The organism is Metabacillus niabensis (assembly GCF_020524345.1).
GTDB lineage: Bacteria > Bacillota > Bacilli > Bacillales > Bacillaceae > Metabacillus > Metabacillus niabensis_B.
Genome location: NZ_JAIVLH010000002.1, coordinates 38,403 through 55,048, shown reverse-complemented (window position 1 = coordinate 55,048; position 16,646 = coordinate 38,403). Strand labels below are relative to the sequence as shown.

At 31.6% G+C, this 16,646-nt stretch carries 15 protein-coding genes; 8 read left to right on the top strand and 7 right to left on the bottom strand.

Features of this window, described 5'->3' with window-relative positions:
• Positions 1–43: 43 nt before the first annotated feature.
• Positions 44–1,216, bottom strand: coding sequence for a DegT/DnrJ/EryC1/StrS family aminotransferase (locus tag LC095_RS03220; RefSeq protein ID WP_413467446.1), 1,173 nt, complete (start codon positions 1,214–1,216; stop codon positions 44–46).
• Positions 1,217–1,237: 21 nt separating this feature from the next.
• Positions 1,238–3,046: a polysaccharide biosynthesis protein gene (locus tag LC095_RS03215; RefSeq protein WP_226526793.1), complete on the bottom strand. Its 1,809-nt coding sequence runs from the start codon at positions 3,044–3,046 to the stop codon at positions 1,238–1,240.
• A 210-nt stretch (positions 3,047–3,256) separates the two neighbouring features.
• On the opposite strand from LC095_RS03215, the gene wecB reads away from it, so the two are divergent.
• Complete coding sequence (wecB, locus tag LC095_RS03210; RefSeq protein ID WP_226526792.1) at positions 3,257–4,333, top strand: non-hydrolyzing UDP-N-acetylglucosamine 2-epimerase; 1,077 nt, start codon at positions 3,257–3,259, stop codon at positions 4,331–4,333.
• 78 nt (positions 4,334–4,411) lie between these two features.
• Here the strand turns inward: wecB and LC095_RS03205 are convergent, their stop codons facing one another.
• On the bottom strand, positions 4,412–5,089 hold the full coding sequence (locus LC095_RS03205; RefSeq protein WP_226526791.1) for an acyltransferase: 678 nt from the start codon (positions 5,087–5,089) through the stop codon (positions 4,412–4,414).
• Positions 5,090–5,274: 185 nt separating this feature from the next.
• Between LC095_RS03205 and LC095_RS03200 the strand changes: the two genes are divergently transcribed.
• Both LC095_RS03200 and LC095_RS03195 read left to right on the top strand, forming a co-directional pair.
• Positions 5,275–6,210, top strand: coding sequence for a Gfo/Idh/MocA family protein (locus LC095_RS03200; protein WP_226526790.1), 936 nt, complete (start codon positions 5,275–5,277; stop codon positions 6,208–6,210).
• Positions 6,211–6,376: 166 nt separating this feature from the next.
• The gene (locus tag LC095_RS03195) at positions 6,377–7,375 is read left to right on the top strand and encodes a glycosyltransferase family 4 protein (RefSeq protein ID WP_226526789.1); all 999 of its coding nucleotides are present in this window, start codon (positions 6,377–6,379) and stop codon (positions 7,373–7,375) included.
• A gap of 26 nt (positions 7,376–7,401) precedes the next feature.
• Here LC095_RS03195 and LC095_RS03190 read toward each other — a convergent pair whose 3' ends face one another.
• Entirely contained in the window at positions 7,402–8,478 is a 1,077-nt protein-coding gene (locus LC095_RS03190; protein ID WP_226526788.1) for a YheC/YheD family protein, read from the bottom strand.
• A gap of 72 nt (positions 8,479–8,550) precedes the next feature.
• Between LC095_RS03190 and LC095_RS03185 the strand changes: the two genes are divergently transcribed.
• Positions 8,551–9,303, top strand: a complete 753-nt coding sequence (locus LC095_RS03185) for a YheC/YheD family protein (protein ID WP_226526787.1) — start codon at positions 8,551–8,553, stop codon at positions 9,301–9,303.
• 146 nt (positions 9,304–9,449) lie between these two features.
• On the opposite strand, the gene LC095_RS03180 is transcribed toward LC095_RS03185, so the two are convergent.
• Entirely contained in the window at positions 9,450–10,103 is a 654-nt protein-coding gene (locus tag LC095_RS03180) for a hypothetical protein (protein ID WP_226526786.1), read from the bottom strand.
• Between the two features lie 259 nt (positions 10,104–10,362).
• On the opposite strand from LC095_RS03180, the gene LC095_RS03175 reads away from it, so the two are divergent.
• The 3 genes from LC095_RS03175 (at position 10,363) to LC095_RS03165 (ending at position 12,538) form a co-directional block, all read left to right on the top strand.
• Positions 10,363–10,599 (top strand): hypothetical protein, encoded by a 237-nt coding sequence (locus LC095_RS03175; RefSeq protein ID WP_226526785.1) that lies wholly within the window; start codon positions 10,363–10,365, stop codon positions 10,597–10,599.
• A gap of 65 nt (positions 10,600–10,664) precedes the next feature.
• Positions 10,665–11,720: a YheC/YheD family protein gene (locus tag LC095_RS03170; protein WP_226526784.1), complete on the top strand. Its 1,056-nt coding sequence runs from the start codon at positions 10,665–10,667 to the stop codon at positions 11,718–11,720.
• 254 nt (positions 11,721–11,974) lie between these two features.
• Positions 11,975–12,538: a DUF2179 domain-containing protein gene (locus LC095_RS03165; RefSeq protein WP_226526783.1), complete on the top strand. Its 564-nt coding sequence runs from the start codon at positions 11,975–11,977 to the stop codon at positions 12,536–12,538.
• Positions 12,539–12,609: 71 nt separating this feature from the next.
• Here LC095_RS03165 and LC095_RS03160 read toward each other — a convergent pair whose 3' ends face one another.
• Positions 12,610–13,920 carry a YheC/YheD family protein gene (locus LC095_RS03160; RefSeq protein ID WP_226526782.1) on the bottom strand — a complete coding sequence of 437 codons (1,311 nt, stop codon included), beginning with the start codon at positions 13,918–13,920 and terminating at the stop codon, positions 12,610–12,612.
• 173 nt (positions 13,921–14,093) lie between these two features.
• On the opposite strand from LC095_RS03160, the gene LC095_RS03155 reads away from it, so the two are divergent.
• The gene (locus tag LC095_RS03155) at positions 14,094–15,161 is read left to right on the top strand and encodes a YheC/YheD family protein (protein WP_226526781.1); all 1,068 of its coding nucleotides are present in this window, start codon (positions 14,094–14,096) and stop codon (positions 15,159–15,161) included.
• A 45-nt stretch (positions 15,162–15,206) separates the two neighbouring features.
• Here LC095_RS03155 and LC095_RS03150 read toward each other — a convergent pair whose 3' ends face one another.
• Positions 15,207–16,589 (bottom strand): UDP-N-acetylmuramoyl-tripeptide--D-alanyl-D-alanine ligase, encoded by a 1,383-nt coding sequence (locus LC095_RS03150; RefSeq protein ID WP_226526780.1) that lies wholly within the window; start codon positions 16,587–16,589, stop codon positions 15,207–15,209.
• Positions 16,590–16,646 lie beyond the last annotated feature (57 nt).

Here is a 16,646-nt window from a genome sequence, read left to right as displayed (position 1 = left end):
TGGCACGGCATATTACCACTATCATGAAAAATCACCACTATTGTTACATACCACTATTAGGCATTGTGTTTAAAAAACAGGAAATAACATGAGTTTGTTCTTCTGCGGTTAAATTAGAACCAGACGGTAAGCAAATACCATTAGCAAATAAATGTTCAGAAACATTCTTTTCTTCATTTGAAAAGAATTCACATTGTTTAAATAAAGGCTGCAAATGCATCGGTTTCCATACAGGCCTTACCTCAATGTTATGTTTTAATAAGGTATTAATAATATTCTTGGATTGAATACCAGTTACTTTTTCATCAAGAGTTAATGTTGTTAACCACCTCGTAGAGAATCCATATTTTATTTCAGGCATAAATGTAATTCCCTTTATATTAGATAGTTCTTGATAATATTTTAAATATATATTTCTTCTTTCTTGAATTCTTTTTTCTATTACATTTAACTGTGCTCTTCCGATCGCTGCCAAAATATTACTTAGACGATAATTATAGCCTATCGAACTATGCTCATAATGAATGGCAGGATCTCGTGATTGAGTTGCAAAAAAACGTGCTTTGTCTAAGGCTTCTACATCGTCAGAGATTAGCATTCCACCACCAGATGTTGTAATGATTTTATTACCGTTAAAAGAAAAAACCCCGAATTTTCCGAAAGTTCCACTCGCTTTGTTTTTATATGTTGCCCCTAATGATTCTGCTGCATCTTCAATAATCGGCACATTGTAGCTTTTACAGATATTCACTAGAGGGTCCATATCTGCACTTTGACCGTATAAGTTTGTAATGATAACTGCTTTTGGTAACTGCCCTTTGTTCTCCATACTAACAAACGCTTTTTTTAAGGATTTTGGACACATATTCCAGCTTTCTAATTCTGAATCAATGAAAACAGGAATTGCCCCTAAATATAGAATCGGATTAGCACTTCCTACAAAAGTAAGTGATGAACAAAATACTACATCTTCTTCTTTTACACCTACTAGTTTTAAGGCTAAATGTAGTGCAGCTGTTCCTGAACTTAAGGCAAGTGCACCTTTTGTGTTTACATAGTCTGCAACTTCTTTCTCAAAAGCATCAACATGAGGCCCTAATGGAGCGATCCAATTAGAATCAAATGCATCAATAACATAGTTAATTTCATCACCACTCATATGAGGAGGCGAAAGAAAAATTCGATTGTTTTTCAAATTGTCACCTTCCTTAAACATTCATCTTTATACTCTTCGCAATTATTTATGTTGAATTATGTTTACAATAACCCTTCGTAATTGATCTGGATTTTTAATAATTACCTCTTCGAGTTTATTTAAATCTTGTTTAATATCAAATGAGTCCGTCTTTGTAGGTAAAGCAATCACAATATGTGGATGCTCTGTCATCTTGGATTTTTCATGTTCATAAAATAGTGTCTCAGTCAATTTTTCACCAGGGCGAATACCTGTGAATTCTATTTTTATTTCTTTTTCTGGCTCATACCCATATAACCTAATTAACTTTTTAGCTACATCAACTATTTTAATAGGTTCACCCATATCTAATACAAAGATTTCTCCACCTTCAGATAGTGCCCCAGCCTCCAATACAAGTTGAACAGCTTCTGGTATCGTCATAAAATAACGAACCATGTCGGGATGTGTTACTGTTACCGGGCCTTTTGCTTCAATTTGTTTTCTAAAAATCGGAATAACACTTCCCCTGCTTTCTAACACATTTCCAAATCTGACAATAGAAAATTTGGTCTTACTCATTTTAGAGTAATACTGAATAATCAATTCTCCTATCCTTTTTGTCATCCCCATCATATTAATAGGCTGGACGGCTTTATCGGTTGAGATGAATACAAATCGATCAACATTAAAACGATCTGAAATCTCTGCCATATTTTTAGTACCGAACACATTATTGCGAATTGCAGAACCTTCACTAATTTCCATTAAAGGTACATGCTTATGGGCTGCGGCATGAAAAACAATTTGAGGCCGATATTTAGTAAATACTTGCTCTACTAGTCCCCTATCTTGTATGTCAGTAATAATCATCTTCGAATCCAACTCTGGATATTTTTCTTTAATTAACATACCAATATTAAAAATACTGTTTTCACCATGTCCTAGCAGGATAATTCTACTTGGATTACATTCCGCAACTTGTTTAGAGAGTTCACTTCCAATAGAACCACCAGCACCAGTAATTAAAACTGTTTTATTTTTAAGGTATTCCTTTAGCCGTTTAGTTGGCATTATCGGTTCTCTACCAATCAAGTCCTTTAAATCGATTTCTCTTAAATTATCAAGCGAAATATCAGATTGAATTAATTCTTTTACAGGTGGTAAACTTTTTACATTTGCTCCTGTTTTTTTACACTCATTAACAATTTCAGTCATTTCTGATTTAGTTAAAGATGGAATAGCAATAATAATATCTGTTATTCTATATTTTTCTACAACATTTTTTATATTCCCCCTATTCCCAATCACCGGAATTCCGAATAACTCCATTTTTTGTTTGGATGGATCGTCTTCAATAAATCCGATTGGGGAATAATCTAAATCTTCTGACCTTAGAATTTGTTGTGCTATACGTGTACCTGCATCCCCAGCGCCAATAATTAGAGCTCTTTTTTTATTAGACTTATTTGAAGTAAACGATTGTTTTTTTGTCATTTGTAATAATCTGCATCCACTAATTGTGACTATTGAAAATATGAATATAAGAGGTAATGTATAAAGCAAGTTAGAGCCAGTTAGAAAAATAAATGAATAAATAAGAAAAACAAAGTTAGATATTACAATTGCTGCTATAGATGTACTAAATTCTTGAATACCCGAGTATTTCCACATTGTCTTGTATGTTCTAAATTTAGATAGTGAACAATAACTAACAAACAAATAAAAAAACCAGGATAAGAAAATCTCATAGTTTAATACTATGTTATCCCCTTCAACTGATTGAACAAAAAGAAATGATAAAAAATAAGAAATACTAAGGAGTAATAAATCCAAGAAAGGTAAAAGAAATGTTTTAAATCGATAATTCATCGTTCAAAATCCCCCGTAGTTTCAGTTTTTAGTTAATAAATTTTATTCACTGATTACCATTTACGTAAGGGACAATTATCTACATGATAAAAATTTAGGTATCACTTACCTATTATTATTTATGTTAACCCAAAAGTTTAGTAACCATTTTTTCTATAAAAAATAGAATATTATACATTCTATTTTTTATAGAAAAAAGGAGGAGTTTTTTTGAAAATCCTTACGGTTGTAGGGGCGAGGCCACAGTTTATTAAAGCATGTATGCTCTCTAAAATAATAGTACAAGAGCCTGATTTACAAGAGATAATTGTTCATACTGGACAACATTACGATGTGAATATGTCTGATATTTTTTTTAATGAACTTAAGCTGCCAGTTCCAGATTATCACCTAAAAATTGGTTCTGGACCCCATGGTAAACAAACCTCTAAAATGCTATGTAAGCTTGAAGAGATTATGGTAGAAGAAAAACCTGATATTGTACTTGTATATGGTGATACAAATTCCACATTAGCAGGTAGTTTATCAGCTGCAAAACTTAATATTCCTATTGCACATGTGGAATCAGGTCTTAGAAGTTACAATAAAAAAATGCCTGAAGAGATTAATAGAGTTGTAACAGATCATCTTTCAACTTTATTTTTTTGCCCTACTCAAACTGCAGTTAACAATTTAAAAAAAGAAGGTATTAATCACGGAGTATTTTTGACTGGAGATATTAATTATGATGCACTCTTATTCTATAAATCGTATGCACTAAACCATTCAACAATTTTATCAGATTTAAATCTAACTAAAGAAGAGTATTACCTTGCTACTATTCATCGGGCAGAAAATACAGATAACTATCATCGACTTAAAACAATTCTCGAAGCATTTAATGAATTGGATATGAAAGTCATCTTTCCTATACACCCCCGAACAAAAGAGAAAATTAAACAAATGAATTTATTGAATTTACTTCATTCTTCCAATATAAAAACCATTGAACCACTTCCCTATTTTGATATGATTCATATTGAAAATTTCGCAAAAGCGATATTAACTGACTCAGGAGGTGTTCAAAAAGAAGCATATATGCTACGGGTACCATGTATTACACTTCGTGATGAAACAGAGTGGACTGAAACTGTTGATTCTAAGTGGAATACATTAGTAGGTGCATCAAATTTAGGTAACATTTCACATGCTATAGCAAATGTTAAGAAACCTTCTAATTATCCTGCAATCTTCGGAGACGGTCATTCCTCCAAAATCATGACTAACATTTTATTAAACTTCAAATAACTGAGTCATTTTTAAACATTATAAATAACAAATCCAGTGTCAAACCATGTCGACACTGGATTTGTTATTTACATTTTATTAAGGCTTTTGTTTTGCTGGTACCCCAACAACGATTTCATCATCTAATATATCTTTTGTCACAACTGACCCTGCTCCCACAATCGTTCTCATCCCAATACTTATACCTGGCAAAATAGAAGCATTATTACCAATTTTTGCTCCTTCTTTTATATAAGGACCTTTTAAATTATAATCTTTCGCTCCCATATATTTATCATTCGACATCGAGACACATGGACCAATAAAAACTTGATCTTCTAAAACAGTGTCACCAGTTACATATGCTAAAGTTTGGATGGTACACCTTTTTCCTATTCGAGTATTAAGTTCAATAATGGCCGATCTTCCAACTACAGTCTCTTCCCCTATGATGACATTCTCTCTAATACTTGCCTGATCACCAATAAAAACATTTTCATTAATGACAGTATTCGAATAGATTGAAACTAAGTTACCTATCCTAACTCCATTATTAATGACTACTGGTTTATCCACTCTGTTTATTTCCCTCATTTTCCGATTGCCACCCGGGATAATACCTAATACACAATTTGAGCCAATTTCTACATTTTCTCCAATTTCAGTATCTTTCAGGATTACTGTATTGTGACCAATTTTTACATTTTCACCAATAATAGCTCCCTCTTCTATCACAACATTTTGACCTATTTTAATACTTGCAGGATAGTTTTTCATAATTGTCCTCCTATTCTTTTAAAGAAAGGCTGCTATAACTTTCATAACAGTAAAAACAGTCTAGAAATTCAGAATCTATGTAAGACAATCGCCAATTTTTCATATGAATCCAACAAAGACAATAACTCTATTTATCCGTACAGCATAAGCTAAGAAGTAGAATTAAGGCAACTAGGAGGTATTATATGAAAGTCGGTGTAATCGGAATTGGAAATATGGGAGAAAAACATGTATTAACATATTCCACTTTAGCTCAGTATTGTAATCTGGTTGGAGTCTATGATAATGATCTAAAAAAATCAACACAAATATCAAAAAAATATAATATTTTAATGTTTGAACATGTAACAGATTTACTAAAAGAAGTAGATGCTGTAAGTATTGCTGTTCCAACCGAATTTCATTATGAGATAGGATTATTATGTATTCAACATAAAGTCCATATATTAATGGAAAAACCCATTGCCTTTTCAATTGATCAAGCAAAAATACTAAAAGAAAAAGCTGATAAAGCTGGAATAAAATTTCAGGTTGGACATATTGAACTATTTAACCCATTAATTCAAGTTCTAAAAAACAAGATGACACAAGCTGAAATTCTTGCCATATATATGCACAGAATGAGTCCATATAACGAAAAGCTAAAAAATATTGATGTTGTTCAAGATTTAATGATTCATGATCTTTATATTTTGGAAGAACTACTTGATGATGAAATTACTACATTTTTTTCGATGGGCAACATAATTGAAAGTACACCTAAACATGCAATGGTACTCCTTAAATCCTCTAAAGAAGTAGTAGCACATATTACTGCAAGTTTCAAAGCTCCATATAAAAAAAGAATGATACAAATTTTTCAAGAAAATTCATATATAGAAGCCGACTTATTAAAAAATGAAATTAAAGTGATAAAATCGAATAATGAAATAAGTAACACATCCATTATTCATACAGAAACTCAACATGTTCCATCAACATCTCAACCTCTGAAAAATCAGCTGCTAAGTTTCATTAATTGTATTAAAAATGATAACGATCCTAGAGTTACAGCAATTCATGGGATTAAAGCACTTGAGATCTCAAATGCGATAAGTCGTTCTTTACTAAAACACAAATAACTTCTATTTTGTTATTGTATGTTCAATTTTTCAAAAAAGTAGTTAAATAATTCATTGTAAATAAAACTTTAGACTATATGAATGATTTATTTGTTTAAGGATAAGAGAATATTTTTTAATTATTCAAAATACTCATTTACTAAACTGAGTTAGAAGGGAGATTATCATGAGGGTCCTTCATTATGGTTTCGGCGGACAGATGATCACTATGTGTGAATCCCTAAAGAAAATTGGTGTTAATTCTAAATCCTATCATATGATGAGTTCAACACAGAAATTTAAGGCAGATGTTTGCTTTGAACAAAAGGAGCTTACAAAAGCACAATTAAATCGTATACTAACAGATGCAAGTAAAGAATTCGATGTATTTCATTTCCATTTCGGTAGGACATTTATGTTTGACAGAAGCGATCTTCCCCTTTTAAAGGCACAAGGTAAAAAATTAATTGTTCAACATCGTGGTTCTGATGTCCGCAGAATTTCTGTTGCGAGAAACTTTAATAATCCTTATGTTCAAATAAAAAAAGGATTCTCAGATGAAAATAAAAGAATTTCAATTTTAAAACAATTATCAGCTTCAATTGATCACGCTATTGTTGCTGATCATGAACTTAAACCATATATAGAGGGTTTCTATAAAAAAATACATGTCGTTCCCCAAGCAATTCATTTAGATCATTTTCTTCCAAAATATCCTTCACTACATCAAGAGAAACCTCTAATAATCCATTCTCCAACCCATTATAAAGTTAAGGGGACAAAACATGTATTAGCAGCTATTGATCGACTACAAAAAGAAGGGCATCGTTTTAGGTTTAGACTTCTAACAAACCTTTCACATGAAGAAGCTTTAAAATTATATCGAACAGCAGATATCGTGATTGATCAATTGTTAATCGGCTCTTTTGGAGTTTTTAGTTTGGAAGCCATGGCATTAGGTAAACCAGTTATTTGTTACCTTCGGGACGATTTAATAGAGAAATATCCGCAAGAATTACCTATTGTAAATGCGAACCCTGATACATTGTATTTGAATCTCAAATCTTTATTAGTAGATGCCAAAAAGAGGCATCACTTAGGTCAACAAGGTAGAAATTATGCCGAGGCACATCATGATTCGGGAATAATTGCAAAAAAACTAAAGCAAATCTATCAGCAAATTTAAATACTATAAAGTACAATATATTTTTCTTAATCTTTATCTTCAATATTATTGATTAAAAAATTTGCATATTTTATGGGAGTAAAATAAGTAGCTTTCCATTCATTAAATAATCCTGCTTCTTTGAATGTTATCCTCAAATCACGAAAATTGCATTCGATAAACATTGGAATACCTTTTTCTGTGATTCCTATATCCAGTCCTAAATCAGCAAGGTTCGTTAATTTTCCGTCAAGATGTTGTGCAATCTTTAATGACAATGACCTAATCTTAGCTAGTATATCGTCTGTATTCATTTTTAGATGATTTAAAACAATTTTAGGGTCATAACATCTCCCTCCTGAAGCTACATTCGTTGTATATTTACCTAAATTTGCAACCTTGCATACTATGCCAGTCACTTGCCAATTTCCGAGTTCATTTTTTTGGACTGAAACTCTAAAATCAAATGGTTTATCTTCATATGTTCCTAATTGAATTCTTTGTTGAATAATGTTGGTTGGATTAAGGATAATTTCGTTTACCTCACTAGCCCAGTTACCATTTAGTGGAATATTGTATTTTTTTTTGCCATTAATTACTAAACAAACATTGTCACTATGCCTCATTATTCGTGTAATACCTTTACCAAGGGTTCCGTAATTTGGTTTTATGATAAGATCTTCGTACAAATTGATCATCTGTAAGAAGTTATTTTTGTTTGTCTTACGGGTTTCAGGTAAAAAACACTTAAACTTATCCTCCGCTTCTAAGTATTGATGAATTGTAAGCTTAGAAATCTTTGTAAATGCATTATAGAACTTGATACCTTCTTTTAGAAGTGAAACTATTTTCTCTTGCTCTCTTCTATGGTACAACAAAACCCGGTTATGGATGATCATAGGTGTCTTTATTACTTTGAATGAGTAGCGATTGTGTTCATCTTTAACCAATGACTTTACATGTTTCTTTCCTTTGGTAAGATCAGCTAGTCGAAAAAAACATGGTGTCAATCCATATTGAGCACAAGCCTCTTCATAAAAAGGGATACATTCATTGGTCTCAATTCCCGTTTGAATTTTATTGTAGAGATAGGCGCTTACTAAAATTCCAATATTCTTCTTCATATGTTATCACCCATAATAAATTTTTACCTTACTCTCAATTAGCCTTACAGAATTATGTTAGGAGTAATGAATATGGAAAAGTATAAGATCAATAACAAATTTCATAAAAATGAGCTCATCATGAAAGATCCCTTCTTAAAGCAGCATATTCCTGAAACGAATATTTTAACAAAGAATCATCTTACAAATTTATTAATTAAACACAAAAAAGTTGTAGTAAAACCAAGTAGAGGTTCTCTTGGAAATGGTGTCATTATGATAAATGAAATCAACCCACAAGAATATGAACTTTTATATCCCGGAAAAAAACCAAAATATATAAAAGGAATTGAGGTACTTTATACGTATCTAAAAAAATTAGAACATCCTTCCATTCCATGTATTGTTCAATATTATATACCTTTGGCAAAGATTTTAGGGTCACCATTTGATCTCAGGTATATTTCACAGCTATATAAGAATGAATGGCTCATAACAGGAATGTATGGCCGGATTGCAAAAAAGGGATATGCAGTAACAAACTTTGAACATGGATCTAAAATAATAACTGTAGACGAAGCTCTAAAAATTTCAAATATCAAAAATCTTGAACTAATTGAATTTCAATTAAATTTAGAAAAAATTGTTTTATCTATTTCAAGATGTCTTCATGAATATTTTACAAAGCAAACAATTTGGGGCTTAGATATAGGGATTGATGAAAAAGGTGAAATTTATGTAATTGAAGTAAATGCAGCCCCTCAAACAAAAGGTTTCCTTGAATTAGAATCACTAAAGCCCATGTATAGAAATATACATCGCATTCAAAATGAAACGAAAAAATAAGCAATCAATGTTTTTACTAAGTACTAATGGTGAAATTCCTTATTTCCCCACTATCACTCAAAGAATTTTAATGTTGTTTTTTTAAAAGTATTGGCCACTAAAGGGTGTTTAAAGTGGCCCCTTCTATTTAAGAGTGCGATGGTAAATCAGCTATATTTTAATGGATTAAAAGTGGTTATTTGATTTGGTAATTGCCCTTTCGGATAATGATTTGTTATGAAATCAGATGGTGACATTGATGCTCTTTTCACTTGTTGCTTTATTTTTTTATTTCTTTTATTGTGATTCTGATTTTCATTCGAACCTACCCTTTGAATTCTTTCATTAAAACCGTCTCCACTAAGAGATGATAACTGCTTTTTATTCTTAAACTCAATTTTTCTTTTTCGATTTAATTTGCTGGGTATTTTAACTTCTTCATTTTCTTTGATTTCATCTTCCGGTTTTTTTTCAAGGAGAGCTAATCGTTCCATTAATTTATGAATATTTTGTGTATTTGCTTCACTCTTTTCTTTCCCTACTTTGATTGCCTCTTCAAGTTCAAAGATTTTTGCAGTATAGCTTTCATCTTTTTCATATATCCCTTGTAGCCTTTCATAAATATCTGATATTTGCTGTCCACTAATCACATCATCTTGTACGTCCTGATGAACCTGAACATCCTGCAAATGTTTAAACATATTATCAAAGTGACTTAATTTAATTTCTAATTTATTTACCACGTTTTGTAAATTGGTTATATCTTGGCTATACTTTTCATCTTCATTAAATTCCTTTTCGCTTCTTCCGAATCCAAACACCTATTTCACTCCCTTAAGTTCATATTGTAAAAGTTCATCTTTTAAACTATATGAAGTTACTTAATAAAAAGTGATTATTATGATGACATATGACTTCGTATCGCTATTATTAAATATATACATGGACTTTCCTTTTAAACTATTACTTTTATCTATTTTTCAAAACCAATGACACTAATACAAGCATAAATTTAAGTATTTCATATTGTATAATAGGAAAAACATTTCCTAATATTGTATTGAAAGGAGATTTAAAACTATGGGTGTTGGTGCTCTTTGTACAGTAACTGTAACTGGTACTGTTACTGGTATTCCTATTGGTCCTTTGGTTGTTCAGGTTCCAATGACAGATGATGGTTTGATAGATGTAACAATTCCATTAGGTGGTTTGCTTGGAGATCTAGTTCTAGTTAATATTCCTTGCCCAACGATTGACGACATTGAGATTGTTGTTGGAGATGTCGTAAGTTTAACTATTTCTGTTACAGAGGGTTAAACTTGTTCTATTATTAAAGAATGGCCACCTCTATTTTTTAGGGGTGGTTACATTAGGTGATGAAAATGAGTCTAGTAGTAATTGGAATATGCATTCGGGACGATAAATTGATCGGGTTAACAACAGAAAGAATAAGAAAATACATTGAGTATTTTCCTTATGAATACGTAGATTTTATATGCTTTCACTGGGATAAAATAGACGTAGTTAATTATTCAGTAGCAGGAAAAAAATTTAATAGGAAATCTCTAGAATGGGACGATGGGATATATCCTCTACCACATGTCGCCTTTATACAAGGCTTTTTAAATAAAAATATTATAAATAAATTAAAAGATATATTCGGAGTAAATCTCTTTAATAATTTTTTATTTGATAAGTGGGAAGGTTGGGAATTTCTCTCAGATCACAAAATAATTAAACAACATCTACCTATAACTCACAAAATTCAACTTGAGAGATTAGCTTTACAATTAAATCTATTCAAAGACTTTTTAATAAAGCCAAGTATCGGCAGTAGTAGTGGTGGGATAATCCGAGTAAAGTCTCGAAATGACGGTACCTTTGATGTTTTTCACTCAATTAAGAATGAATGTGTATTGATTAAATTCGACACAATAAAAGAATTGATGAATTGGATTGAATCAAAGGTTAAGAATGGACAATATATTCTTCAACAAGGAATAGAAACCATAAGATATAAAGATAATGCAACTGATATTCGATTAAACATGAACAAAAATTCTAACGGTGTTTGGGAAAAGTCCATTGTTTTTTTCCGGATTTCCTCTAATAACAACATTGTTATTCCAAAGAAAGTATCTCGTATTTATACATTTGACCAATTACGCAGTTCTTCTTCCTTCCTCCCAGAAGTTGACATAAGAAAATTAGAATCCCAAATTGATTCCATTGGAAATAAAATCTGTCAAGCATTTGATCAAGCTGGATATCATATGGGAGATTTAGGGATTGATTTAGGGTTAGATATGAAAGGTAAATTATGGATATTTGAAATTAATCATATTCCCTATCCGGCTTTGGGAGCAATTCATGATCCTTCCGTATATAAACCTCTCGAATATGCTTTATTCTTAGCAAAAAATAAAAGTAAATATTAGTTGGTATCCTTATATTCATGTAAAAGGATACCTTTTTATTTTTTAATCCTAACAGACATGGTTGTCAATACTTTTTTTGAGGAATATTAAATTGCTATCAATCCATTTCTACATAAATAGTAATTATACTATTTACATCATATTTCCTATTATTTACTAAAATATGTATAAAAAAATTTAATTAAAAATCATTTTTTATTTTTTAAAATATGTTATGCTTTCGATATAATGATATAAAGGAGATAAACGATCTAATGCTAGGAGCCTTACTTATTTTTGTACTCCAACTCATATATGTTCCAGTCCTAACGATTAGGACCATTCTTCTTGTAAAAAATCAGACTAAATCTGCAGCAGGTGTTGGACTGTTAGAAGGAATTATTTATATTGTTAGTCTAATTTTTGTTTTTCAAGATTTATCTAATATATATAATATCATTGCATATGTTGTCGGCTTCAGTGTTGGCCTCTTGCTTGGTGGTGCATTAGAGCGGAAATTGGCAATTGGATATATTACCTATCAAGCAAATATTCTTGATAAAAATATGGATTTAGTGAATTCTTTAAGAACCGCTGGCTTTGGTGTTACTGTTTTTGAAGGAGAAGGAATTAATACCGCTAGATTTCGATTAGACATTGTTGCAAAACGTTCTAGGGAAAAAGAATTATTACTAATAATAGATCAATTTGAGCCAAAAGCTTTTTTAATGTCTTATGAAATTCGTTCATTTAGAGGTGGCTATTTAACTAAATCCATGAAAAAAAGAGCTATCTCCTTCTTTAAAAAGAAAAAAGCTATTGAAGAAACAAATAAATAATTGGTGATTAGGCGAAATGAAATTGGTTTTTTCATACCAAAAGCTCTTTTCGCCTTTTCTTTTACCCAAAATCATGGAAACCCCGCCAACGTTTTCGCATATTCTAATGGCGTTATCATCAATTTTTCATACACCCCTTTAGGCATATTTTTCTCCTTTATTTCTGCACCATACCCTCCTTGAAGCTCCAAGATCCAAATTTTTAACTCTTTATCGACAATTAAATCAAATGCTACATCACCTAAATGATGTCCGCATTCTTCAATATATTCGGCTGTTTTTATGCTAGTTTTTATCATTTCGTTTTGTATAGAGAAAATTTGTTTGTTAGATAACCCGTAATATCTGGCAAATGCATAATAACTTGGCAATGCGTCTATTCTGTGATTGGCGTTTGTTATAATGCTTCCCTTTTTTCCAATTCTCGCCATCATTCCAGGTGAACCCCATTGTTTTTCCTTACCCTTCTGTAAATATAAACGAAAATCAATTATTGATTCACCAACAGTAAAAGGGATGGCTTGTTGTATTAAATACTTTTGTTTCATCTTATAGGTTACATAGTTCAATAAAATATGTTCCTGAAATATCATTTTAATATGACCATGTATATTCTGTAGCATATAGGTATCACCGCTTTTTTCGATTTTTATAATCCCTTTCCCTTGGTATGATTGATTTGGTTTTAAATAAACTGCACCATATTCATTTATCATTTCCAAAAAAGAATGTTTGTTTACTAACTTTTTTGTCTTAGGAACATAGTTTGAAAGAGATGGATGCTCAGATAGTTTCTTATACTGATACCATTTGGAAAGATGATCACTATAAAAAACTTTCTGACCTATGATGTTCGTAAAATAGTTATAACCTCTTCTGCTCATTGAACTTTTACTAATCATTACTGCATTTGGCAAAGGAAATTTCGCAGCAACCCAAGCTTGTTTTCGTGGATGAAAATAATACCCCTTTATCTCCTTTTTCACTGAATTCACATCATTTTCTGCAAAGACAAAAAACAAACCATTTTGTTTCCAAGAATCTTTTACCCGATATCGCAGCTTTGATAATACATTCTTTGTCAAATATTTCTTGTCCCTGCATCCCATAATGCCAATAACCGGTCCAACCACTAGTGTGTCATGATCGAACTTACCTTCATAGTGGAAAACAGACGGAATGACAAATTCATTTATTTTTGCAGGTATCTTAACCTCACTATTCTTAATTGAAGGATCTATCTCAATACGACAGCTTTCTTTGCCAGTCCCGAAGTTAAGATTAATAGATGAGTACTTGTCTAATTGAAGCGAATGAAAAAGTTTACTATTTACATAAATAGTTTTGTCTTTACTTTTGTTTAGGATTATTTTACATTTCATATTTATTCCTCCAAGTTTCTTATTAAATGTGATTAGGATCGCCCTAATTGCATTTAACATAGTTACATATCCATACATCAATATGTTACGAGAATAAACTATTAGGAGTTTGAAAGTAACTAAAGGAGAGGATACAGTCTATGGAAGGTGTAGGAATCATAGTACCTCGAACGATGTATAGACAAATTCCTAATCTAAACGGAAACCATAAAACGATGTTTATGCTTTTTGAACGTGCTGCTGCAAGGAATAATCTAATTCCTTGTTTTATTCGATTACGACATCTCCACCCTGACAAAAAAAGTGTTGTTGCGTATGTTCTTACGTCTGAAGGTTACAAATTAATGAGGGTACCTCGGCCGAAAGTTAATTATTCCAGAATACTTGATCGACATCCTGTTATAAGGAAAAGAATTTTTGACCTTTACCGAGCAGGAGTAACAATTTTCAATGTACCTAACTATGACATTGAAAAATTTAATATTCACCAACTTCTTAATCGTGATAAAGGCATACAAAAGTATTTACCACATACCGATCTCCTGACAGAGCAAAGCTTCATAAAGATGCTGTCATTGTATAAAAGTGTTATTTTAAAAAAGAATTATGGTGAACGTGGAATTGGAGCAATGAAAATTGATAAGGGTATCAAGCATTGTACACTTACGTATCAACCGATAAACAGTCATGTTTTTGAAAAAGTGAACTTTACAGCGGAGATACCAAGCGTCGTTCTCGAACATATTGAAAAGAAAGATTATGTGATTCAAGAAAGAATTCCATTGGCTACTTTCAAAGGAAATCCCTTTGATATGCGTGTTGCTTTACAAAAGGACGGTACTGGTAAGTTTAAAGTTACAGGTATTATGTGTAAAGTGGCTAAAGACAAGAGCTTTTTAACAAACGGATCGCAAGGTGGAAAAACGTGTAGACTTGAAGATATTTGTCCGTTAACATTCCCTTCCATGTCATTTGAGAAACTTAAGCGAGATATTTGCAACATGTCTTTAATGATCGCAAATAAATTAGACAAACATTTCCCGCATCTTGCTGATTTGGGTTTTGATATTTGTTTAACAACTAAAGGAACTCCTTATTTTATAGAATGCAATTTTATTTCAGATTATGTTGGAGGGCTTATTCATCAACAAAGACTTCTACATGAAGAATGGGAATCAGTTTTTGCTACTCCAATTGATTATGCACGTTATTTGTTAGACCAAAAAAACATATCAATTTAATGACTTTTTGAAAACAGAGGACTGAATCATACAGTCCTCTGTTTTTTATCCCTTTAGCTTACTTAATAATCCTCTAAATGAGTTTCTCATCGATGTTTTGATTAAGATGATGGTATGTTTGTCTGCATGGTTCTTTAAAATTCTCATTAGATGATCTTCATGTTTGACAGAGTATATACTGTTTGGGTCCATTCCCAATTGTCTTGCTTTCGTACCAATTTCTTTTGCTTGATCGCCTATTGTAATAAGATAGTCAATATTATGCTTTACTATAAGTGTTCCGATTTTTTGATGTTCTTCTTGGGAATGTGCTCCCAACTCTTCTATATCACCTAAAACTGCAATCGATTTTTTTTCTTTCGATACTTGCTCCAACACTTCCAGTGCTGCTTCGATTGACGTTGGATTTGTATTCCACGTATCATCGATGATTGTACTGTTGTTAATACCAGGACTTAATTCTAAATGTCTTTGAACTGGTTTATACGTTTTTAACCGTTCAATCGCAGTATTGACATCAATACCTAATAACCCAGCAGCTGCAATAGAGAAGACAGCATTATAGACATTATGTTTACCAAATCCCGGTACATATCCTACATAAATTCGCCTACGATTTCCGATCATATATTTCATGCCGGCTTGATCATATTTCATCTTAAGAATTTTGTAATCAGCAAAATCTGATTCTCCAATGTAAATCAGCTTACCTTTAAATTTGTTCGTCTTTAGTTTTCTGGAAAAGTGATTATCTGCATTTAAAATCATTGTTCCACCAGGATGAACAGCTTTCAGCATACTTTCTTTTTCTTTAAAATATTCGTGATGATTTTTAAATCCTTGTAAATGATCTGTACCTATGGTCGTAATCAATCCAATTGTTGGCTTAAAATAACTTGCTGTTTGCAAAATATGACCTGGTGAATTTACACCCATTTCAATAATTGCCGCATCGGTTTTGTCATTGATTTCAAGTAAATAGTTTAGATTATGAGATAATCCGTTTTGACTTAATACTGTTTTAACAATATTCATTTCAGGTGACAAAATATGTGCAATCATTTCTTTCGTTGTTGTTTTTCCACATGTCCCAGTTACACCAATCACCGGAATTCGAAACATCTTGCGATAATAATGAATGAATTTATAGAATGCTACCCACACATTTTTAACATAGACAATCGTATAAGATGTTGGAAAAAATGCTTCCACCTTTTTTTGATCAGTCACAATGATACAGGAGGGTAAATTAGTTGGAACTTTAAGTTTTTCACGATAAAACACTAACGTATCTTTTGTTATTTTATGATTATTTCGTGTAGCTACATTTCCAATCTTTGCATCTGCATTTCCCCTTACTAAGACACCACCTATAAGAGGACCGACCTTTCTAAGCAGCAAGCTTTTCATAATAAACAACACACTCACAATGTTTTTTATTATTAGTGTATTAGCTCCCCCTATAATTGTATCGGCATATATATC